Source organism: Streptomyces sp. NPDC004721, assembly GCF_053601495.1.
The window spans coordinates 40,546-61,895 of sequence record NZ_JBSGBZ010000047.1 but is presented as its reverse complement, the minus strand read 5'-3'; the positions used below and the strand labels follow the sequence as shown (position 1 = coordinate 61,895).

The window sequence follows — 21,350 nt, the reverse complement described above, 5'->3', positions numbered from 1 at the left end:
ACAAGGAGGTGCCCGGGCATCTGCAGATCCACCTGATCTGCGACAACTACGGCACCCACAAGACGCCCGCCATCAGGACGTGGCTGGCCAAACACCCCCGGTTTCACATGCACTTCACCCCGACGGGCTCCTCGTGGATCAACCAGGTCGAGCGGTGGTTCGGGTTCCTGGCCGACCAGAAGATCCGCCGCGGCGCACACAAGAATGTCCAGAGCCTCGAAGCCGACATCCGCGCCTGGATCAAGGACTGGAACGCAGACCCCAAGCCGTTCGTCTGGACGAAGTCCGCCGAAGAGATCCTCGAATCCCTCGCTCACTTCTGCCGACGGATTTCAGGCGCAGGGCACTAGTACTCCAGCTGTAGATCGTGATCTTCATGTCTGGGATGCGGCTTGTCGCTGGTAATGGCTGGTGCGTGATCGCTGCTGATGGCGGCGTCGCCAGTCGGACCAGCCGAGTCGGTGGGCGATGTCGTGGAGGGGTTGGACGACGCGCGTGATGAACAGGCGTTGGATCTCGTTGCAGGACAGCGGGACCAGCGCGTCCGGGGCGGGGTTGCGGGCGTGTTCGTCGGCGCGGACGACGGCCAGGAAAGCGTGGGCGAGCATCGCGAGGGTGACCCAGCGGGTCCAGGAGTGGTAGCGGCGGACTTGGTGCTCATCGAGTCCGGCCAGCCCTTTCTCGCTCTGGAAGGTCTCTTCCACACGCCATCTGGATCCGGCGATCCGCACCAGCTCGGTCAGCGGCACCGGCTGGGGTGATAAGCAGCGGTAGTAGGCGAGTTCGCCGGTGGTGCGGTTGCGGCGGATCAGGAGCTGGCGGCTGCCCGGCGCCGCCTCGGTGAGATCGATGACGGCCCAGTCTGCGCTCGCCGACGCCGAGGCGGACATCGGTACGCCCGATCTGTGCGTCGACTCTGACCGGCGGGTACTGCGCTGTCTGGACCGTGAGATCGAGCTGACCCGTGGGGACACGACCTCCTGCTGTGCCTGGTCGGCACGCCAGATCGGGTGTGGACCTACGAGCGGCTCCGCCCGGAGGTCTGGGGCAACGAGCATCTCGGCCGCGGGTCCGACATGCATTCGGTGGTGTGGAGGGTACGCCGCAAGCTCGCCCGGCTGGGCGCGAGCGTCGCGATACACGCGGTCCGCGGGGTCGGCTTCCGCCTCGCGCTGGCCTGACCGTCACGTGCGCTTGGGGCACCGCGGCTGACAGGTTCCAGACCTGATCCGGCCCGTCTGGTCGGTGACCAGGCGGGCCGGACTTGTCATCTAGCGGTCAGGTTATTCGCAGCGGAGGGGAGACAGCGCGAAGTCCTCCACCGCGTCCTTGTTGCCCTTGATCTTCACCTCGCGGGTCTGGGGCTTCCAGCCGTCCTTGGCGGCGATCAGCGTGAGCGGGCTGTGCTTGCTGTCCAGCCAGTAGGCGTACCTGCCCTGGGTATCGGTGGTGAATGTCCACGACGCCGCCTTCGCGTCGGCCTGGACGATCGCACCGGCCTGCGGTGAGCTGTCGCTCTGGCAGCTCGTCCCGGTGACCGTGCCCATCAGCTTGATCCAGCTCTTCGGAGGCTTCGCGGTCATCGTCACCGCCACTGACCGCACCGTGTATGGCGTGTTGTGCTTGATTCCGACCGAGGCGGTGTAGGTGCCGGGCTGGTCGACGGTCGCCGTCATCCCGGCGGTGACCGTGACCTTCTCGCCCGGCGCCAGCGTGGCCGACGTCTTGTCGATCGTCATCCATCTGACGTCCCCCGAGCCCTCGACGCACTCGTCGAACCCGGGCAGCACCTCGCCGGCGGGGGTGGTGCCGAAGGTTCTCGACGCACCGCCGATTCTGTAGAAGCCGCACGCCGCGCCACCACGGTACAGCGCGGTTTTGGCGTTCGGCAGGCTCGACCATGAGCTGGTGGCCGGGTCGTAGGCGAAGCCGGCGTTGGTGATGTTGCCTTGGGTGGACCCACCCTGCGCACCGCCGACGACCATGAGCTTTCCGTTCGCGACGGCGTACGAGCTGGCCCAGCTGTCGACCGGCGCGTCGGCGATGGCGGTCCAGGCGTTGGTGCCCGGGTCGAAGGCGTAGCTGGCCTTGGTACCGACGGACGCGGCGTCGGCACCACCGGTGCAGTAGACGACACCGTCGATCCCGCCGCAGGAGGCGAACGCCACCGACTTCGGGTAGTTGGGCAGCTTCTCCCAGGTGTCGCTGCCCGGGTTGTACCGGACGACCGAGTTGGACATCGGCGAGCAGCCCGAGGTCGTGCAACCGCCGATGACGTACAGCTTGCCGCCGACGACTGCCTGTGCGGCCGCGGCGCGCGGCGCGGGGTTGTCGGCCTTCTTCGTCCAGGTGTTGGTCGCCGGGTCGTACGACCAGGTCGTGGCCTGGGGCTCGGCCGGGGCTACCCAGCCGCCGGTCGCGATGATCTTCCCGTCCACGACGCCCACCGCCATGGCGTGACGCGCGCCGGGCAGATCGGCGATCGGCGTCCACGTCTGCGCGAACGGGTCGTAGACGTAGTTCTTCGCGCTGGAGACCGATCCGCTGCTGCCGCCGATCGAGTAGACCTTGCCACCGAGGTTGACTACCCGGTTGTCCATCACCTTCACCGGGTACCTGGCGGTGTCCAACCAGGGCCCCTCGTGCGGGTCGACCGCGGCGGGGGCTGCCGTGGCCTCCTTGCCGGACGCCTGCGCGGCAATGGACGTCGGGACGTCGAGCCGCTGCTCGGGTGCGCCGCTGGCCGCGAGGATCTCCTGCTTGCTGACCTTGGAGCCGTCGGCGCGCTGGAGCACGAAGTCGCCGGCCCGCTCACTGAACTCGACGTCGACGGGCGCGCCGCCGGTGTTGGTCACCGTGAAGGTCTTGCTGGCCTTGCCGGTGGGCATCTGCGCCTCGCCGGTGACCTCGGCCGGCTCGATCGACAGCCGGCCAGCCGCGAGCTGGAAGGCCGCGTCGGTCGCCCGGTCGGCTTGGACGTCGACCTGCTTGCTCTGGCTGACGTACTTGTCACCCTTCGCGGTGAACTTGTGCGAGCCGGTCAGCGACGAGAACACCCAGAAGAAGCCGTCGGGCAGCTTGGGGTCGCCCGGGGTGGCCACGGTGGTGGCCTTCTCCGCCGGCCGGTCGTCGCTGCTGACCTTGGCGTTGTTGACGTAGCCGTTGTCGTTCTTGTCCTGCACGTGGCCGAACACCAGGCCGCCGTCGATCGGCTCGCAGCTGACCTGGGTGCCGATCAGCACGTTGTCGACCTGCCACCAGTTTGTCCAGGAGGTGTCGGGGTAGTGGAACCGGACCCGGGTCTGCGCGTTGCCGGCAGCCTGAGGGATCTTGACCTCGGTGACCTGCGGTCCGCGGGTGTTGACGTTCTGCTGAAGTACGTTGGTCCAGGTGGTGCCGCCGTCGAGGCTGAGATCGACATCGCTGCGGTTACCGAACCTATTGAAGTCCTGGTTGAACCGGATCACCGGCGCCTCGACGTCGGTGAGGTCGACGACCGGGCTGACCAGCGAGGTGTCCTGCCGCCCGCCCTGCCAGTAGTTGTGGCTGTCGATGATGGCGAAGTTGCCGGTGCCGCCGGTCAGGTTCCCGCGAAAGCCGGGGTCGTTGAACTGCCAGACCTGGCCGTTGCCAATGTTGTCCTCCACGGACCAGCCGGCCGGCGCGGTGGTGCCGTCGAAGGTCTCGTACAACCCGTCGGAGCGGTTGCGGTATCCGGGCGCGGTGCAGGATTTGTCGATCGGCACGGCCACGTCGTGGGTGACGTTGCTCGAGCCGACGACGACGTCCTTGGTCACCGTCTGGTAGCCCGAGTACTGCGGCTCGACCTTGATGCGGTAGGTCGCCCCGGACGGGAGCTTGAAGCTGTACTGGCCGTTGGCGGGCGTGGTGTAGTCATACACACCCGACGGGCCCTCGACGCTCACCTTCGCGTAGAGGGGCCAGCCGTGGCCGGAGCCGTCGGTGACCTTACCGCTGACCGTGGCGCTCGGCATCGCCGTCAGCGCGACGTTGGTCGTTGTGGTCGTGTCCTTGGTGATCGTCGCCGACACCGTCTTGCTCTCGTAGCCGAACTTCGACACCGCGACCTGGTAGTCACCAGCCGGCAGGCGAGACGAGAACTTGCCGTCGCTGCCGGTGGTCAACTCGCGGCTGACCTCGCCGGTCAGCGCCACCGTGATACCCGCGATCGGGGCACCGGTGCCCGCGTCGGTGACCGTGCCGGTCAGGGTGCCACTGTTGCCGACCCCCGCGGCCTTGAACATCGCGAGGGTGTCCAGGCGGCCCTCACCGTAGACGTTGTTGTTCGCCGCGGTGCCGCCGCACTGGGCGTCGGCCGTGTCGATGGCCGTCGAGTTCAGCAGCGCGCGGGTGGCGTCGACGTCACCGACCAGCGCCGGCTCCCCCGACCACAGCAGCGCGACCGCGCCCGCGAGGTGCGGGGCGGCCATCGAGGTGCCGTTGTAGCTGGCGTAGCTGTTGCCCGGAATACTCGACCGGACGTTCACGCCGGGGGCGGATATGTTCGGCTTGATCGTGCCGTTCTGCCCGGCGCCGCGGGAGGAGAAGTTGGCGATGTTGTTGTTGATGTCGTACGCGCCAGCGGAGTAGTTGCTGGTCAGGCTGCCCGGCGAGCCGCTGGTCTGGCAGCCCGATCCGAGGTTGCCGTTAGACCAGGCCCCGAAGATGCCCGAGTTCTTCCACGCGTTGGTCAGGTCCTCCATGAACGGACTGTTGGAGGGCGCCGTGGTACCCCACGAGTTGTTGATGATGTTCGGCCGCTTGCTCGCGTCCGGGTTCTGCCCGTTGAGGTCCCGGGGCTCCAGCATCCACTGGGCGGAGGCGACCAGCGTGGCGTCGCTGGTGCAGCAGCCGTTCGACGCGATCCACTTGACCCCGGGGGCGACGCCGATCTGGTTGGCCCCGTCGGAGCCGGCCATCGTGCCCATGGTGTGGGTGCCGTGGCCGTTGTTGTCGCAGGGGGTATCGCAGGTCCCAGCAGGGTCGTACCAGTTGTAGTTGTGGTCGAACGCGCCGTCGCCCTTGTTGCCACGGTAGGAGTTCACCAACGCCGGGTGGTCGAACTGGACCCCCGTGTCGATATTCGCCACCGTGATGCCGGCGCCCTTGACGCCGTACTGGGACCAGACCTTGTCGGCCTTGATGTTCGCGATGCCCCACTCGAGGGCATTCACCGTCTTCTCATTGGTGCCCTGCGTGACCTCCGGCACCTTGTACTCCACCGGCGCGTACAGACCGTCGACCTCGGCGTGGGCGGCGAAGCTCTGCACCATCGTCGACGAGCCGCCGCTGACCTTGATCGCGTTGGTCGCCCAGAACGCCTCGTACTCCACGCCCAAGCGGTCGAGCTCAGCCCGGATCTTGGCCTGGCTCGCGGCGGCGGTCTTCTGCAACCCCTCAGCGACCGCCGTGCCCCGCTTGTTCCAGTCCTTGACCGCGGTGGCCTGCCTCAGGTCCGCCTCGTCCTTGAAATGAATCCAGAAATCCCCCTCGCTCTTGCCCTGCAGTTGCTTTACGAGATCCGGGCGGATCTTGTCCGCCGCGGCACCTGTTCCCGTGCCGGCCTGTGCGCCGGGGCCGGCGGCGACCAGGGCTGTCACGGCGAGGGCCAGAGCCGCGCCTGCACTCACCAGAGATCTGACTGCGCGCCTCATGAGCATCTCAGCATCATTGCTGCCTCCAGTACGACCCGCGGTTATCGAGTCACGGATGCCTGATCAATCGTCAGGAACGTACGGGGAGACTGTCATCACTGTCAATGGTGACAGCTATGATGCCGTCATGGAACCAACGTCCGATGTGCACCGCCTAGTTGCCCTGGGGCTAACCCAGTACGAAGCCCGCTGCTACCTGGGTCTCATCAGTCGGGAGCAGGTAACTCCCGGAGAACTGGCCCGCCTGACCGGGGTCCCCCGGCAGCGGGTGTACGACGTGCTGGCGGGTCTCGTGGAGCGAGGGCTCGCGAGATCAGTGCCGGACAGCGCCAGCTACCGACCGCAGCCACCAGACGTCGTGGTGCAGCGGCTGCTCGACGTGCGCTCAAAGGAGCTCTCACGGGCGGCTCGAGAGGGCGACGAACTCGCCGCCCGCCTCATGCCCCGCTTCCAGCAGGGACAGTCTGAGAACGGACCGCTGGACTACATCGAGGTACTCCGCGACGGGAAACGAGCCGCCGACCGCGTCGAAGCGCTCGTGGCGGCAGCCGAGCAAGAGGTGATCGCCATGGTGCGGCCGCCCTTTGTAGCGCCGCCGCCCGCCCAGGAAGCCGCGGTGAACCCGGCAATTCGGCAGCGCGGACTCTATGAGAAGGCCTTGTTCGACACGCCCGAACTGGCCGAACTCGTCCGTGCCTACGCGGCCCTCGGGGAGGAAGTGCGCATCACCGACCACCTCCCACTTAAGCTGACTATCGTCGATGGCCAAACCGTGGCGTTCAATCTCCCGGACCCGGTGGCCGCCCCTGAGAGCGTGACCGTCTTGGTGGTGCACCACCGGATGTTGGCGCAGGCACTGTGCATGACGTTCGATGCGGTCTGGGCCAGCGCTACACCACTGGGCGACTGGGATACGGGGGCTCCCGCCGATCGGCATCCGCTCCGCTGACGTGCGAGCCTGCGCGAGCCGGCACATCGTCTCTTCACACGTGAAGGTCTACTCTCGGTACGACCGGGGCGCGGGATTGTAGATCGTGATCTTCATGTCTGGGATGCGGCTTGTCGCTGGTAATGGCTGGTGCGTGATCGCTGCTGATGGCGGCGTCGCCAGTCGGACCAGCCGAGTCGGTGGGCGATGTCGTGGAGGGGTTGGACGACGCGCGTGATGAACAGGCGTTGGATCTCGTTGCAGGACAGCGGGACCAGCGCGTCCGGGGCGGGGTTGCGGGCGTGTTCGTCGGCGCGGACGACGGCCAGGAAAGCGTGGGCGAGCATCGCGAGGGTGACCCAGCGGGTCCAGGAGTGGTAGCGGCGGACTTGGTGCTCATCGAGTCCGGCCAGCCCTTTCTCGCTCTGGAAGGTCTCTTCCACACGCCATCTGGATCCGGCGATCCGCACCAGCTCGGTCAGCGGCACCGGCTGGGGTGAGAAGCAGCGGTAGTAGGCGAGTTCGCCGGTGGTGCGGTTGCGGCGGATCAGGAGTTGGCGGCTGCCGGGCGCCGCCTCGGTGAGATCGATGACGGCCCAGTCGTAGAACCGCTGTCCCTTCGCACCGCGTCCAGCCGAGAGCTTCTGCCAGGCCCGCTTGGGCACCTTCTTCACCAGGGCATCGGCGCGGAACGTGCCAGCTCCGGTGGTCACTTCGGCCGAACAGGCCACCGCGAGGACATAGCCAATGCCGCGTTCCTCCAGAGCCGTGCGCAGTTTCGGGTTGCCGCCGTAGACCTCGTCACCGGTGACCCAGCCCACGTGGTGTCCGGCGTCCAGGAAGCGTTCGATCATCGTGCGGGCCAGTTCCGGCTTGGTCGCGAAGACGGTGTTCTCGCCGAGGCCCGCTGCCCGGCAGCGATCCGGGTCGCATGTCCAGGAGCGCGGGATGTACAGCTCCCGGTCCACCGCCGCATGTCCCCGGGCGCCGGCGTAGACGAGGTAGACGGCGACCTGGGAGTTCTCGATCCGCCCGGCCGTTCCGGTGTACTGGCGCTGGACCCCGACCGTGTGGGTGCCCTTCTTCACATCGCCGGTCTCGTCGACCACCAGCACCGCTGCCTCGTCATGGAGGTGCTCGACGACGTATTCGCGCACGTCATCGCGGACGGCGTCGGCATCCCAGGAGGGCCGGCACAGCAGATGCTGCATGCCGTGCGGGCTGGCCTCCCCAGCCCACTCCGCGATCGTCCAGCAGTTTTTGCGCGGCAGGTCCGACAGCAGGCCGAGTACCAACCGCCCGGCCCGCAGGCGGGGTTCGTAGCGGCTGAACCGGCCTGCGATCCGGCTCATGGCCACCTCGAAGGCCTCCCGCCATCGGGCGGGATCTAATGCGGTGGCCTGCGGCCACCGTCTCATCGTTAGTCCACACAACTCACGATGATCAATGGTGGCCGCACCCTTGCGGTGTCTCCTGTCAGTCCCGGACGAGACAGAAGCCCCCTCATCGAGCAGTGAGGCGCCCAGATTGAGGACGTCTTCCTGAGCTCGGTCCAGGTCCTTGACACCCAGGTCGAGGTGGAAGGGCTGGGGCCGAGCGGGATCCGGCCACCGTGGCGGCTGATGGTCTTCCACCCGCTGGAAGGCCAGCACGTGCCCGTCGGCGTGAAGCGTCGCCCAGCCGTCGCCGAGCGACCACAGCGGATCCGGCTGGTTCACTACGCCGCCGAGAAGCGACTGGTAGAACCGGGAAAGCTCAGCGACATCGGCACAGTCCAACACCACACACTGCAGCTTGGCGATCAGGAAGGGCAGCGTCTCAGGACGAATGATCACGTTCTACAGCTGGAGTACTAGCTCAGCTAGTAGTGCTGTGCACAGGCTGGCGCCGTCGTGTGAAAACGCTGCGGTACTGGACGGACACCGTTATCCAGTCGAACTACGTTGACCCGCCGACGGCATCAGAGCGGGCGACCACGGGTTGGAAGCCTGCGTCTCGGGCCGTGTCCGCAGGAACGGAGGCCCGCTTCAGTGGCGCGTCATCGCTCCTGGCCGCAGGCTGGGCTCAGGGGCATGATCGGCCAGGAGGACTTGATGACCACCGCATTCGTTCTGTCGGGCGGCGGCAGTCTGGGAGCGGCGCAAGTGGGGATGCTGCGTGCGATGACCGCCCACGGCATTCGTCCGGACCTTGTCGTTGGCACCTCGGTGGGCTCCTTGAACGCTGCCTATTTCGCGGCGCGGCCCGACGCACAAGGGGTCGAGGAACTCGCGAGAGTCTGGCTGCAGGTCGGCGAGCACGACGTATACCCGCTGGAGTCGTCGGAGATGCTGCACGGGCTGCTCAGACGCCTCCCTGGTCGCCCGCTGCGCGGCATGGCTGCGGCGTCCGGTGCCGTTAACTACATTTTCCCCATCAACCCACTGTTGATCGTTCGGGCAGCAGCCGGCAGGGTCAATCACGTCTTCAGCAACCACCGATTCCAGGATTTTCTCGAAAATGTCCTGCCCCTGAGCCGTATCGAGGACGCGGACCTCGATCTCAGGATCCTGACCGCGGACGCCTGTGACGGGCGAGGAGTGCTCCTCAGCCGGGGCCCTGCAATATCTGCGCTGTTGGCCAGCACTGCCGTCCCCGGCTTCTATCCTCCGGTGGAGATCGACGGCCTCCATCTCATCGACGGTGCCGTAGCCAACGGAACGACCCTTGACCATGCGATCGAACTCGGTGCGGATGAGGTCTACATCCTGGCGCCGGGCCTTTCCTGTCACCTTCCCGCGCTACCGCCCACCGTCTTGGCCATGGCGATCCACGCGTACAACCTGCTGGAGGAACAACGCATGGCCGCCTCTATCGCGAAGGCGCGCCCCCACGTGAAGCTGTATGTACTGCCGTCGCCGAGTCCGGTCGAAATCCTTCCCATCGACTTCCGGCAGGTGGCGCAACTCTTGGAGGCGGCCACTGACTCAACCAACCTGTGGCTTGACAATGGTCGGCAGAGCGACCCCGACGTCACACGCCCTCAGGGCAATGCTCCAGCGTCCTGGTCGACCGGTCCCCGGTCGCATCCCCGATGAGCGTCAGCCGCAAGCGGCCCGAGACGTGTTGCGGACATTGGGCAGCACCAACAAAGCTGCCGCCCGACGCCTCCACGGTGGCCGTTCGCTCCCGCACTGAGGTTCGGTAGGATCCCGTGGATCTTCGTACCGGGGAGGGATCATGGCCGAGGGGCGCAGGGCCGAAGGCACCGACAACAGCGCGGCAACCTCCGACGATGACGTGGACGAGCAGACCGCGGTTCAGCTGGTGTACCGGCCCGAGTCTGCCGACACTCGGGCCGGCCTGCGGGTCCGCGAGCGGATCAAGCGGACGGGGCTGCTGCTGCGGAGCGTGTTCCTCGCGCTGTGGGTCGGGCAGTGGCTGGTTTCCGCCGTGGGCCGCGGGCGTATCGACGTGGTCTCGACCGTTCTGTTCTTGTTCGTTGTCCTGGTGGTGTGGGGGTACCCACGGCTACAGGCCGCTCACGTGCAGCGACTCATCGGATGGCAGGGCGAGTACCGCGTCTCCGTGTCTGCGGCCGGGATCACCTGCCGCAGCGACCACAGCACGTTGGTCCAGAAGTGGTCGGTCTTCCAGGGCTACCGGGAGACGGCCGGCCACTTCGTCCTGCTCAGCCGGGACCCCAACATCATGTACCTCGGTGTCCTGCCCAAGCGGGGCGTGCATGAGGCCGGGGGCCTCGACCGGCTTCGGGCCATCCTGGACCAGCACACCACTCGCGTGTGACGCACGTCGTCAGGATGTCACGCCGGTGAATCCGATCACCGGCCGAGTGGACTCCAGTTGAACCAGCCTCGGGAAGTGTTGTACAGGTTCGTGGGTTCGTCGCAGGTCTGGGATGTCCAGATCTGCGAGGCGACGGCATCCGCGCGCGCCGCATGACCGTCCGCCAGAACCACCAAGATCAGAACCGCAGACAGCGTCAGCACGGGGAGAACCCGCCAGCGGTGTACACGTGAGACGAACAGTGCTGCCGCGGACAGCACTAGGCCTGCCAGCAGGAGCCACCGGTTCACACTTGCTTCCCGGTCGAGTTCTTTGGACAACTCGACGAGGTCACCGCAGAGTATGTAGGTCTTCGGTCCGTCGAGCAGCGACAGGCAGCGTTCCAGTACTGCGGCCAGCACGATGAACATCCCAAGCACCGGCAGCAAACTCGAATTTCTCTCCGACTCCGCCACCGACCTGCCCTGCCGCCCAACCCCCATAGCCCCCTGCCCTTCGACCACCGGACGGCCCAGAGACGGCCCCGGGCAGTTATTCAGAGCCACCGTAGATCCCCAGGGTGGGCAACGGCTGCTGCCAGGTACCGGCTGGTTCGGTGAGTGCCTCGCGTGCCATCTCGCGCACCTTGAGCCACCCGGCGTCGGTCGTCAGGGGCGTATCCGCGCCGTCCGAGGGCGGTCGGGAGCAACTACAGTCCGTGCCGATGGCCCGCGCAGCCAGCTCAACGAAGGAGGTGGAGGAGCATTTCTCCGCCTGCTGACGGCCAGGCTCACCGTCTCTGCGCCGGTCGGCGGGTCCAGCATCGCCTGAGCCCTGCCCGTGCCGAATGTGGTTCGGCGCTCAGACCGCGGCGCACGCCTCGGCGAGGTCGTCGGCGACGATCTCCGGGCATGCCAATCGATCACCGTACGTCTGTAGCGGCCCTTGGGCCTACAACGTCATGAGCGAGCTGTGACTCCCCGCTCGTATCGTGAAAAGAGACAGAGCTGCGGGGCAAGGCAGGGAAGTCATGAAGGTACCGGCGGTCGACTACGAGGCGGTGTTCCAGGCCCTTCCCGGGGCAGTGGCGCTGGTGACCCCGCAGCTGATCTACGTGGACGCCAACGCGGAGTTCTTGCGCCTCCGGGGCCTTGCCCGCGAGCAGGTGGTCGGTCGCTTCGTGCCCGAGGACCACCCCGAAAAGGACCCAGCCGAGCCTCTCCTGCTCAGAGTTCTGGCGTCACTGCGCCAGGCGGCGGGCACCGGTGAACGCAGCATCGTGGCGTTGCAGCGGTACGACACGGAGGACCCCCACCAGCCCGGAGTGTGGCACGAGCGGTACTTGAGCATGACCAACGTCCCCGTGTTCGGATCTGATGGACGGGTGACGCTGCTGCTGCACCGGGTGGAGGACGTCACCGAACTCATCCGCGCCCGTGAAGTCGCGCTGACCTTGCAAGGAGCCATGCTGCCCGCTCCTCGCCCGGTCGGTCGGCATCCTGCGGCCGTACGCTACCGGCCCGCCGCCGAAGCACTGAACGTGGCCGGCGACTGGTACGACCTGGTCGACCTGCCCGGCGATCGCATCGCCGTTGCCGTCGGCGACGTCGTCGGCCACGGCCTGCCCGCCGCCGGTGTCATGGGACAACTGCGCAGCGCCCTCAGCGCCGCCTCCCTCGTCGCCGAAGGCCCCGCCCGCGCCCTGGAAGCCCTCGGGTTGTACGCCCGCACCGTCGAGGGTGCCGAGAACACCACCGTGGCCACGGCAGTCATCGACTGGGAGACCCGCACCATCACCTACAGCAGCGCCGGCCACCCCCCACCTGGGCTCCTGCAGAAGGACGGGACCGTCGAGTTCCTGGACCAGGCCACCGACCCGCCACTGGCCGCCCGCCCTGAACACGCCCCCCGGATCCAGGCTGTCGCGGCCTTCCGCGAGGGCGCCGTTCTCGTGCTCTACACCGACGGCCTGATCGAACGCCGCGGCGAAGACATAGACACCGGCCTCGCCCGGCTCGCCGACTCCCTGGCCCGCCACCAGGCAGACGACCCCGAAGCCCTCGCCGACGCCGTGCTCAACGACCTGCTTCCACCCGGTGACGCCACCGACGACACCGCCCTGGTCATCGTGCGCCTGTGAATCCAGCCGGAAGTGTCAAAGATTTCGAGCCCGCCCCCTGCGTTCTGCGTTGCCGTCCTTCCGCAGGGGCCGAGCCCCGACCTGTGGAGGTCCCCTTGAGCGTCGCTACTCCTGGCACCTAGAGTCGATCAGCCGGTGCTGGACCCATGCACGGCCTGTTCCCAGAGGTCCAGCCCCGCGCGGAGGAGTGCACGCACGGCCGCGGTCTCCTCCGCCGTCCAGGCTCCCTCGCCAGCGGTCGGTTCGAGAGCTTCGCCGTCGAAGATCTTTTCGTAGGCGCTGTCGTGGATCGATTCTTGGGAGGGAAGGGGTGGGCCGGCCTTCAGACTGGGGGAGGTCTTCGAAGAAGGGCCATCGTCGCGGTGGCCCGGTCGATGCTGGTGATCGTCTGGCACATCATCAACGATCCCGCCGCCCGCTTCGAAGACCTCGGGCCCGACCATCACCAACGCCTGGTCAACCCCGTCCGCAAGACCCAGGCCTTCGTCCGCCAGCTCCAGGCCCTCGGCCACCAGGTCACCCTCACCCCCGTGGAAGCTGTGGGCTGAGCACCACAACCGCTCCAAGCCCGTCCGCCCGGCTGACGCCGAACGGACGCTGCCGCCTGCCCGGATGATCCGTGATTTTCCGTTCAGAGGGGGACGACGTCGACGATGGTCGTCATGGCTGCGCTCGCTCCAGCCGGGCTTGGCGCTTCCGCTCCGCGTAGCCGGTCGCTGCGAAAATACTTCCCATCGCGATCCCGAAGAGTGAAATCGGGAACAGGGACACCCCGCTGTCGTGGTCGGAAACGGCCAGGCCGAACAGGAAAGAGGCAAGACCGGCGAGGAGGCCGACCACCAGAGGATGTCGTGCGGCGAACCGCTGTGGCCTGTCCGGGGGTTGCGTACCCCCTAGAGCGCGGTCGATCGCCCGAAATGCTTGCCCAGGTGCCCCAAGTGTCAGTCATCCGACCCCCGCTCAACCAGCCACGCAACCGCCAGGATGATTGCCGAGCAGAAAAACAGTCGCTCGCCGTCCTTGTGTCCATACAGAGCGGCTGCCGTGATGCCCAGTGCAAAAACGATGACGCCGGACCCGAAAAGCGCCCGCGATGTACGCTTTTTTTGATTTGCCATGTAAATTCCAGTTCTGCTAGCGAAAATCTTCTACATCAGTGGGTGGTCACCAACGCCACGACCGTGATGTGCGGTGCGAAACGTGGCTTAGGGCGTGCCGGCCGCCGCGCGGGGCCCATCGGACCAGGGCCCGGCCGGCCCCGTACCGCACTCCCGCACTGAGCCCCCATCCGGCCGATCCGACTCCGGCGCCGTAAATGGCCGCGCGTCCGACCGAACCCCATGAGGCCTTGCGATTGCCCGGCTTCTTGGCGGCCCCACCGGCAATCGCGCCGGCGGCCACGGCACAGGCCGCGCAGACCAGTCCCATGGAGTCACGCCACAGCCGACTCCAGCGAGGTCGGCAGCGATTCCCACCCGGTGGCGCTTGACGAAGCTCTTGGTGTGACGCCATGCCTTTTTCCAGCTCCACTTGCCGTCGAGATCGTAGCGGTTGAGCGGATCGGCGTGGACGTAGTCGTAGGCGTTGGCGTTGCCGCCATAGACCGGGTCGGGGGAGAGGAAGCGGCCAGTGGCGGGGTTGTAGAGGCGTACGCCCATCAGGACCAGGCCGGTCAGGGTTTCCGACGAGCGTTGTTTGGCGCTGAGCCAGTTGTAGCGGGTGGGTTCCTGGCCGCTCCTCGGGTTGCCGTACTCGTCCGCGCCCAGGGCGATCGGGGACTTGCCCGCGTCCAGCGGGAGTTGGAGTGCCACATCGCCGTGGATGGTGGTGAGCTGCAGCACCGTGTCGCCGGTCTTGGTGGTGGTCTTGATCGGCCGGCCCGCGGCGTCGTACGTCGTGGTCGTCGTACGGGTGGCGCCGTTGGCTGTCTCGGTGACCTTGGTCGTGTTGCCCCACCAGTCGTACTCGGTGGTGGTGGTCTGCAGTTCCGTCGGGTTGGAGCCGCCACCGGTGAGCGCGCCGGCGGGCCCGACCGAGCAGACCAGGTCGTGGTGCGCCGGGATGGGCGGGGGCCACTCGACTCGACGGCGGCAATCGGCACGCAGGTCATCGAGCGGACCTGGGAACTCCCAGCCTTCGGCGCCTTGTTGCGCGAGCGGTGGGCAGCCATCGCGGCGCGCTGGCCGGGAGCTGTGGTCTGAATCACTTGGCGGCTTGGGGTGTGATGACGCAACCCTTAGTGGATCTTGAAGGTCTGCTGGGTGGTCGCCCCGCCCTGCTGGTGGGATGTGACCTCTTTTTCTCACCCCTCACAAAGGACATCGCAGATCAGTCATGCGTAAACCGCGCTATATCTGGGGTACGGCCGCCGTGGTCGCGGCAGGGATTGTCGGAGGGCTCTTACTGAGCCCAGGCTCCGACCAGTCGGGCAACGACACCAATGGTGACGGCAAGCCGGGTCCGGTGAGGAGCCAGGCCCTCACCGCCGAGCTGCCGACTACCGGCCACGGCACCAAGGCCACCCTGAAGCAGCAGGAGACCGAGCCGTTCAGCATGCTCGGCATCACCTGGAGCGAGCCCTCGTCGCGGATCGAGGGCACGATCGAGGCCCGGACCCGTGCCGTGGGATCCGGTCAGTGGTCGGACTGGCTGCGGCTGGACGGTGGTGGCGGTCAGGGCGAGGCGGCCGCCCGGCGAGGCGGTACGGAACCGGCCTGGGTGGGACCCTCCGACGGGGTGGAAGTGCGGGTCACCGCGGGCGGAGGTACCTCCGACAGGCTGCCTGCCGGGTTGCGCCTGGACATGATCGATCCGGGTAAGGGCGGCGGTAGCGGCACCGGAGCGATGGAACCGGCGGCCTACGACGTCGACGCGCCCGATGACCCGTCCCCCTCTCCCGACTCCACGGACGTGATGGAGCCGGTGGACCCGCCCCCGCAGGAGACACCGGCCGGCGACGATCCCACCACGGAGCCGGCCGAGTCCGAGACCCCGGCCGAGTCCACCCCGCCGAGCCAGGCGCCGAGTTCTTCCGCACCGGCCTCCCAGCCCCCGCCCACAACCCCCAGTCCCAGCACCACCGCGCCCGCGGGTCCCCCGTCCACCGCGCCCAGGCCGACCATCGTGTCGCGGGCCGGTTGGGGAGCCGACGAGTCGATCAGTCCCGAGGCGCCCGACTACCTGCCCGGCGGAAAGATCAAGGCAGTGGTGGTCCACCACACCGCCGAGAGCAACAACTACACCTGTGCCGACGCCCCCGCGGTCGTCCGCGGCATCTACGCGTACCACGTCAAGCAGTTGGGCTGGAAAGACCTCGGCTACAACTTCCTCGTCGACAAGTGCGGCACGGTCTACGAGGGCCGCAAGGGCGGAGTGGACCGGCCGGTGATGGGCGCCCACGCCTACGGCTTCAACTCCGAGACCACCGGCATATCCGTCCTGGGCACCTACACCGACGTCGCGCCGAGCGACGCCGCGCTGACCTCGGTCGCCCGGATAGCCGCCTGGAAGCTCGGGCAGTACGGCGTGGACCCGGCCGGCACGGCCACCCTCACCGCCGGTGACAGCGGCCGCAGCTACGCCGGCAAGACCTGGGCCAAGGGGGCGAAGCTGAGCCTGCCGACCATTCACGGGCACCGCGACAACTTCAACACCCAATGCCCCGGCAACGCGTACTACGCCAAGCTGCCCAGCCTCCGCGCCTGGGCCGTCGGCCCCGTCACCGGCCTGGCGATCAAGTCCGTCACCGGAGCGGGCCTGTCCGGCACGACGTACTACACCAAGGCCGCGGTCACCGTGAACTGGGCGGCCACCACACCGTCCGCGCTGATCAGCAAGTACGAACTCCTCGTCGACGGACAGCCGGTGGCCACGGCCACGGGGACCGCCACCTCGGCCAAGGCCACGCTGACGCTGGGCAGCCACCAGGTGCAGGTCCGCGCCACCCACCAGTCCGGCAAGACGGCCACCTCCACGGCGGCCACGGTCGTCGCGGAGACCACCGCCCCCACCTTCCCCACCAAGCCCGCCCTGTCTCTGCGCACGGGAACGGTGAACACGACCGCGGTCCCGGTCACCCTGAGCTGGAAGGCGGCCGACAACGCCGCGCTGAAGGAGGTCAGGCTCACCGCCCCGGCCACCGCCACGTACGGGCCGACCACGACCACCGCCGCCCTCACCGCCAAGTCGGATGCGGCGAGCACCTGGTCCCTGACCGCGTACGACCAGGCGGGCAACACCGGCACGGCCACCGTGTCCGGCACCCCGGTCATCGTCCAGGAGACGGCCGCGACGAAGACGGGCACCTGGACGAGCAAGTCCTCGACCAGTTACCTGGGCGGCAACTCCTTCACCAGCTCGACCAAGAACGCCTCGCTGACCTGGACCTTCACCGGCCGCTCCGTGGCCTGGCTGGTATCCCGCGCCTCCACCTCCGGACAGGCCGGCATCTACGTCGACGGCACCAAGACCGCCACGGTCGACCTGAAGTCGGCGACAACCAAGTACCGCGACGCGATCTGGACCAAGACCTGGCCCACCAGCGCGAAGCACACCATCAAGATCGTGGTCGTCGGCACCGCAGGCCGCCCCGCCGTCACCACGGACGCCATGGTCTACCTCAAGTAAGACCCGCAGCACCCCGCTCCGGTGGCAGCCCCCGGACCCTGCACAAGCAGGACCTCCACTCCGGCTGCCACCGGACTCGCGTGTCAGCGTGAGACACAGACACCATCAGCGGCGCGTCAGTTGACGGGCAGCGGCTGCTCGGTCCAGATGGTCTTACCGCGGTGGGCGTAGCGGCTGCCCCAGCGTTGCGACAACTGGGCGATCAGGAACAGCCCGCGGCCGCCCTCGTCGGTCAGCCGGGCCCGGCGCAGCCGCGGCTGGGTCTGGCTCGGGTCGGAGACCTCGCAGATCAGCACCTGGTCCCTGATCAGCCTCAGGCCCACTGGGCCGCCCGCGTACCGGATGGAGTTGGTCACCAGCTCACTGGCGATCAGCTCGGTGGTGAACGCCAGCTCCTCCAGGTCCCAAGCGTTCAGCTGCGCCGTCACCATCTCCCGGGCCCGGCCCACCGCCTCCGGATCGGCCGGGAGCTCCCAGACGGCGGTGGAGTCCGGGGGCAGGACGTGCAGCCGGGCCATCAGCAGCGCCACGTCATGGGCGGGCGCCTCGGGCAGCAGATACCGGAGCACGGTGCGTCCGGTCTCCGCCGGCGTCCGGTCCTCCTGCACGGCGGCGTCCACCTGCTCACGGAGCTGCCGCAACCGCTTTTTGGCGCCGTCCTCACCGTGGGCCAGCAGCTTGCCGGTGCAGAAGGCGAGCAGCGCCCCCGGTTCCATCGCCAGCTCCGCCGGCTCGAAGGGCAGACCGCCCATCCCGAGCGGCGGCCCCGGCCTGACCGCCGCGAATCCGGCCCCCGGCCGCCCGGGGACGGACAGCACCGGCGGCGGGTGGCCCGCACTGGCGATCGTGCACAATCCGGTGATCGGGTCGTACACGGCGTAGACGCATGTGGAGCCCAGGACGGTGCCCTGCCCGCGATTTGGCCCCGGAGCGGCGGCCTCCGCCGCCGACAGCCGGACGACCAGGTCGTCGAGGTGGGTCAGCAGTTCCTCGGGAGGCAGGTCCATGTCGGAGAGGGTCTGCACCGCCGTCCGCAGCCGTCCCATCGCGGCGGCGGCCTCCACGCCGTGCCCCGCCACGTCGCCCACGACGAAGGCGACCCGGCAGGAGGACAGCGGGATCACGTCGAACCACGTTCCGCCGATCCCCGTCGTGATACCGGCCGGTAGGTAGGAGCCGGCCGTGTCCGCCGCGCTCACCCGGACGACCGCCTGCGGCAACAGGCTGCGCTGCAGGGCCTCCGCGGTGCGGTGCTCGCGGGCGTATCGCCGTGCGTTGTCCAGGCTGATCGCGGCCCGGGAGCCGATCCGCGCACCCAGCTCCGCGTCGTCCGGGCCGAAACGGGGCCGGTCACCGAAGCGCCACAGCACCGCCGCTCCCAGCAGCAGCCCGCGGGCCTGCAACGGCATCATCAGCAGAGACGTCGCAGCGTCGGGCAGCACCTGGCGGCGCCCCTCGACGTCGCCGGCGAGCGCGATCCGCAGCTCGGACAGGTCCGGCACGGCCAGCGCGGAGCGTCGGTAGACGAACTCCTGCTCCGGATCCCGGACTCGCAGCGAGGCCCCGACCGTGAGCAGCTCGGCCGGCCAGACGCCGCTCCTGGCAGCCACCGCTACCCGCCGCAGCGGAGCCCCGAGGGAGAAGTCACCGGGCTCCTCGCCCACCAGCGCCGCCTCCGCGAGATCCACCGCCGCCAGATCGGCGTACTCGGGCACCAGCACCCCGGCCAGGCCCTCAGCGGTGCGGACGATGTCCAGCGAACCCAGCAGCAGCTTCTCCGCCCCGCTGACCAGAGCCAGTCCGCGCTCCGCCTGCTTCCGCTCGGTGATGTCGCTGAAGACGACCGCCACCCCGGTACATCGGCCCTCCCGGTCCTCCATCCGGAGCGCCGACAGGGAGACGACGCGCTCCTGCTCGGGCGCCTCCCGGCGGTGCACTCGGACCACCTGGTTGGTTACCGGCTTCCCGGTCTCCGCGACCCGGCGCAGCCGCTCCGCGACGGCCTGGGCGTCCGCCACCACGAGCACCTCGTCGAGGGCCACGCCGCCCGGCCCGGCCCCGGTACCGGCCAGCAGACCGATGGCGTCCGTCGGCTGGTTGGTCCGCACGATCCGCAGATCGGTGTCGTGCAGCACCAGCCCGATCTCGGTCTGCCCGAACAGCGCGCGCACCAGGGCGTCGGCCTGCTCCCGGTCCGCGGCCGTCGTCACCGGTACCGCCCGCACCAGGTACCGGGCCTCGGAACCGCCGTTCAGCGGCAGCACCTCCAGCCGGACCTGCATGGTCTGGCCGCGGCGGTGGCGCAGCGTCGCCGGGCCGCCGGGCGGGAGCAGCCCCCCGCCGGGCTCCGCGAGCAGGTCGGCGAACGGCCTGCCGATCAGCTCCCTGCCCCCTACGCCGAGCAACTCCTTGACCGCGGGCGTGCACGCCAGCATGGTCCCGCGGTTGTCCAGCACCATGACCGCTCTGTCGCTCGGCAGTCGCCCGACGACGTCGGACAAAGGGTCCGCACTCGTCTGTCTCACCCCCGGACGTAGTGGTGTACTGCTTTCCATTCAACTCGCCCGCACGGGTCACCGGCATCCCGGAACGGCTGCTCGGCTGCCGGCGAGCAGAGAGCGCAAGCCCGAGTGCCTGCACCGTGTAGCGGCCGTGCACTGGTGGTGGGGGGCGGTGGTGGGGGGCCGGACACCGACGGGGCATCCCCCTTGGCGACCTGTATTGCGGCCTGCGCTTACGCGTCCATGCCCTCTGGAGGTGCGGCTGCGCTGCGGGCGATCAAGCTCAGCCAACACCTGGCGGCTCTCGATGCTGGTATACGACCGTCGGCGGCGGGGCGGGGCGGAGCCTGCACCGGCTGCGGCTCCTTTCGGGCTGCAGTGAGCGGGCCCCGGGGCGGCCTTCCGCCGGGACGAGCAGCTAGCCCCGGCTCGGCTGCCTCCAGGCACCGCCACTGGTTGGAAATGGTGCTGCACTGGTGAGTGCCGGGATCAGACATACGCTCACATCGCCGAGTCGGGCGCGTGGTCGCCTTCCATGTCGGGCCGAGCAGGTGGGCGGTCAGCTGCCTCAGTAGGCGCCGGCCTACGACTGCGCTGGACGGCAATCATGGCGGCGTCGTCGGCCAGGTGACCGCCGGCATGGGCGAGCAGGTCGGTGCGCAGGTGGTGGACCAGCGCGGCGGGGCTGTGGTGGCCCCAGTAGGCAGCGCGTTCGGTCAGTGGGTAGAAGACGCCCCGAGTGTCCCGGGCTTCGATGACCCCGTCGGTGTGCAGCAGCAGCATGTCCCCGGGCTCGAGCGTGAAGGTGTCGACGTGGTAGGCGGCGGCGGTCAGTTCGCCCAGGCCCAACGGTGGGGCGGGGCAGGCGGCGAGCAGTGCGGAGACCTTCGTGCCGCGCAGTAGCAACGGGGGCGGATGCCCACAGTTGACCACGTGGATGAGCGACGACACGTCGGGAATGTCGAGGAGCGCAGCCGTGATGAAGCACTCCCCGGCCTTCTCCGCCTCGGCGGGATCGGCCAGGTTCCAGCACACGCTGTGGTCCAGGTAGGCCGCGAGGTCGGGCAGCGTGGCCTGGCGGTGCGCGCCTTCCCGGAAGGCGCCCAGCAGCAGGGCGGCGTCACTGATCGCGGTCAGCCCCTTGCCCATCACATCGCCAATGATCAGCCGGGTACCCGTGGGAGTGCGGACGGCCGCGTACAGGTCGCCGCCGATCAAGGACTCCTCCTGCGCGGCCAGATACACCGATCCCACCCGCAGCGGACCGATCCGCCGCGGCAGCGGCCGCAGCACCACCCGCTGCGTCGCCTCCGACACCGTCCGCACCAGAGCCAGCTCACGGGCATGCCGCTCCCGCAGATAGCGGAAGACCGTCACGATCACCGACACCACCAGCAGGGCGATGAGTTGCGAGCCGAAGGACATCGTGCCGCCCAGCAGGTGGCCGCTTTGAAGACCGATGACGACCATGCCCACCACCGTCAGGGCAGCCACCGCCCCGGTCATGAGGGTGGAGGCGAAGGACGCGGTGAGCGCGGGCGCCACGATCAGCAGCGACGGGCCCAGCGGCAGACCGTCCGGGGCCAGCACGTCGACCAGCACGATCGCCACGATCAAACCCAGCGGCAGTGCCAGCAGAGCGTCACCGGCCTGCCGTGAGCGAGGGCGGTGTCCAAACCGCTGCCGCAGGCGCATGTTTTCTACTTACACCCTCC

General features: G+C 68.5%; 13 protein-coding genes and 3 pseudogenes. 7 read left to right on the top strand and 9 right to left on the bottom strand.

The genetic code is table 11. The features are described 5' to 3' along the window. On the top strand, positions 1-350 hold a 350-nt coding region (locus ACWEK3_RS32020; RefSeq protein WP_453251195.1), incomplete at its 5' end, for a transposase. A gap of 24 nt (positions 351-374) precedes the next feature. Here the strand turns inward: ACWEK3_RS32020 and ACWEK3_RS32015 are convergent. Then, positions 375-890 (bottom strand): annotated as a pseudogene (locus tag ACWEK3_RS32015) (IS701 family transposase); the annotation flags it as partial. A gap of 90 nt (positions 891-980) precedes the next feature. On the opposite strand from ACWEK3_RS32015, the gene ACWEK3_RS32010 reads away from it, so the two are divergent. Further along, positions 981-1,181, top strand: a complete 201-nt coding sequence (locus tag ACWEK3_RS32010; RefSeq protein ID WP_453251198.1) for a winged helix-turn-helix domain-containing protein — start codon at positions 981-983, stop codon at positions 1,179-1,181. A 102-nt stretch (positions 1,182-1,283) separates the two neighbouring features. Here the strand turns inward: ACWEK3_RS32010 and ACWEK3_RS32005 are convergent, their stop codons facing one another. Beyond that, entirely contained in the window at positions 1,284-5,651 is a 4,368-nt protein-coding gene (locus tag ACWEK3_RS32005) for a S8 family serine peptidase (protein ID WP_453251194.1), read from the bottom strand. Between the two features lie 151 nt (positions 5,652-5,802). Between ACWEK3_RS32005 and ACWEK3_RS32000 the strand changes: the two genes are divergently transcribed. Then, positions 5,803-6,624 (top strand): TrmB family transcriptional regulator, encoded by an 822-nt coding sequence (locus ACWEK3_RS32000; RefSeq protein ID WP_453251193.1) that lies wholly within the window; start codon positions 5,803-5,805, stop codon positions 6,622-6,624. Positions 6,625-6,716: 92 nt separating this feature from the next. Here the strand turns inward: ACWEK3_RS32000 and ACWEK3_RS31995 are convergent, their stop codons facing one another. Then, positions 6,717-7,955 (bottom strand): IS701 family transposase, encoded by a 1,239-nt coding sequence (locus ACWEK3_RS31995; RefSeq protein ID WP_453251197.1) that lies wholly within the window; start codon positions 7,953-7,955, stop codon positions 6,717-6,719. A gap of 204 nt (positions 7,956-8,159) precedes the next feature. Further along, a pseudogene (locus ACWEK3_RS31990) lies at positions 8,160-8,384 on the bottom strand (VOC family protein); the annotation flags it as partial. 312 nt (positions 8,385-8,696) lie between these two features. Here ACWEK3_RS31990 and ACWEK3_RS31985 point away from each other — a divergent pair. Beyond that, positions 8,697-9,680 carry a patatin-like phospholipase family protein gene (locus tag ACWEK3_RS31985; RefSeq protein ID WP_453251192.1) on the top strand — a complete coding sequence of 328 codons (984 nt, stop codon included), beginning with the start codon at positions 8,697-8,699 and terminating at the stop codon, positions 9,678-9,680. A gap of 142 nt (positions 9,681-9,822) precedes the next feature. Continuing rightward, entirely contained in the window at positions 9,823-10,389 is a 567-nt protein-coding gene (locus ACWEK3_RS31980; RefSeq protein WP_450541306.1) for a YcxB family protein, read from the top strand. Positions 10,390-10,424: 35 nt separating this feature from the next. Here ACWEK3_RS31980 and ACWEK3_RS31975 read toward each other — a convergent pair whose 3' ends face one another. Next, complete coding sequence (locus ACWEK3_RS31975; RefSeq protein ID WP_450541308.1) at positions 10,425-10,799, bottom strand: hypothetical protein; 375 nt, start codon at positions 10,797-10,799, stop codon at positions 10,425-10,427. 599 nt (positions 10,800-11,398) lie between these two features. On the opposite strand from ACWEK3_RS31975, the gene ACWEK3_RS31970 reads away from it, so the two are divergent. Then, positions 11,399-12,508, top strand: a complete 1,110-nt coding sequence (locus ACWEK3_RS31970; RefSeq protein ID WP_450541309.1) for a PP2C family protein-serine/threonine phosphatase — start codon at positions 11,399-11,401, stop codon at positions 12,506-12,508. Between the two features lie 128 nt (positions 12,509-12,636). On the opposite strand, the gene ACWEK3_RS31965 is transcribed toward ACWEK3_RS31970, so the two are convergent. Next, complete coding sequence (locus tag ACWEK3_RS31965; protein WP_453251191.1) at positions 12,637-13,020, bottom strand: hypothetical protein; 384 nt, start codon at positions 13,018-13,020, stop codon at positions 12,637-12,639. 990 nt (positions 13,021-14,010) lie between these two features. Beyond that, positions 14,011-14,520: pseudogene (locus ACWEK3_RS31960) on the bottom strand (RHS repeat-associated core domain-containing protein); the annotation flags it as partial. A gap of 322 nt (positions 14,521-14,842) precedes the next feature. On the opposite strand from ACWEK3_RS31960, the gene ACWEK3_RS31955 reads away from it, so the two are divergent. After that, entirely contained in the window at positions 14,843-17,134 is a 2,292-nt protein-coding gene (locus ACWEK3_RS31955; protein ID WP_453251190.1) for an N-acetylmuramoyl-L-alanine amidase, read from the top strand. Positions 17,135-17,250: 116 nt separating this feature from the next. Here ACWEK3_RS31955 and ACWEK3_RS31950 read toward each other — a convergent pair whose 3' ends face one another. Continuing rightward, entirely contained in the window at positions 17,251-19,593 is a 2,343-nt protein-coding gene (locus ACWEK3_RS31950; RefSeq protein ID WP_453251189.1) for a SpoIIE family protein phosphatase, read from the bottom strand. A gap of 543 nt (positions 19,594-20,136) precedes the next feature. Further along, a complete protein-coding gene (locus ACWEK3_RS31945; protein WP_453251188.1) occupies positions 20,137-21,330 on the bottom strand; it encodes a PP2C family protein-serine/threonine phosphatase in 1,194 nt (397 codons plus the stop codon). Positions 21,331-21,350 lie beyond the last annotated feature (20 nt).